The 1062-nt window shown below is 60.1% G+C and carries 1 pseudogene; it reads right to left on the bottom strand.

Annotated features, from left to right (window positions below):
- Positions 1-938, bottom strand: a pseudogene (locus tag ABZW74_RS24590) (IS3 family transposase); the annotation flags it as partial.
- Positions 939-1062: the final 124 nt, after the last annotated feature.

Here is a 1062-nt window from a genome sequence, read left to right as displayed (position 1 = left end):
ATCCCCGACACTGCCAATAGAAGCCGCGATTCCCTCCTCGGCCAGTCGCTGCCCGAACACAATCGCCGTGTACTGTGATCCCGCATCGGAATGATGCACGAGCTTGGTCAAATCGACTACACCACAACGCTTTCGATTGTCGATCGCGTTGTTGATGGCGTCAGTCACAAGGTTCACCGTCATTTCCGAGGCCACTTTCCATCCGACGATCTTGCGGGCGAAGACATCGATGACGAACGCTGTATACGCCCACCCGGAGGCGGTACGACAGTACGTAAAATCTGCCACCCACAAACGATTCGGCGCCGAAGCATAGAACTGTCGATCGACCAGGTCTGCCGGCCGCTCAGCGCTCGGCTCTGGGATGGTCGTACGCACCCGTTTCTTCTTGCTCGCGCCACGCCATCCCATCTCGCGCATCACTCGTTCAACGGTACAGCGAGCGACATCAATACCATTGCTGCGCAACACTATCCATGTCTTCCGCGAACCCAACACACGCATCAACGGACGTTCCCGACGAAGGGTGAATATCGCATCAATGACGTGCGCATCAGCGAGCATACGGGCACTGGGCCCGCGGTTGATATGTTCGTAGTACGTGGATGGGGCGATGCGGATACCATGCTCACCGAGCACGGCACACATCGAATCGACGCCCCAGATAAGACCATCCGCACCCACCCGGTGACCCTGGTGAGTGCGGATGAACTCCACAATCAGCGGTGTGGCCGGTCGATCTCGGCCGCGAAGAAAGCCGACGCCGCCTTCAGGATTCCGTTCGCTCGCTTAAGTTCCGCCACTTCCTGCTTGAGCCGCCGAATCTCCTCGTTCTCGGCTTCCGCAACGCCGCCCGCCGCAGTCGCCGGCGTCTTACGAACCCAACAGCGGACCGTCTCCGCCGAGCCCACACCCAACAACTCCGCGGTCTTCCCCATCGCCGCCCACTCCGTGGAACCCTGGGCCACCAACTGCCTGACCATGTCCACCGCGTCGCGCTTCAGCTCAGCCGAGTACCGCTTCGATCCTGCCGCTGCCATAGGTTTCATTCTCCCTTGAGAC

The sequence above is a fragment of the Gordonia sp. NPDC003585 genome, from assembly GCF_040610755.1.
Lineage (GTDB): Bacteria > Actinomycetota > Actinomycetes > Mycobacteriales > Mycobacteriaceae > Gordonia.
This window is presented reverse-complemented; position numbering and strand designations above follow the sequence as displayed.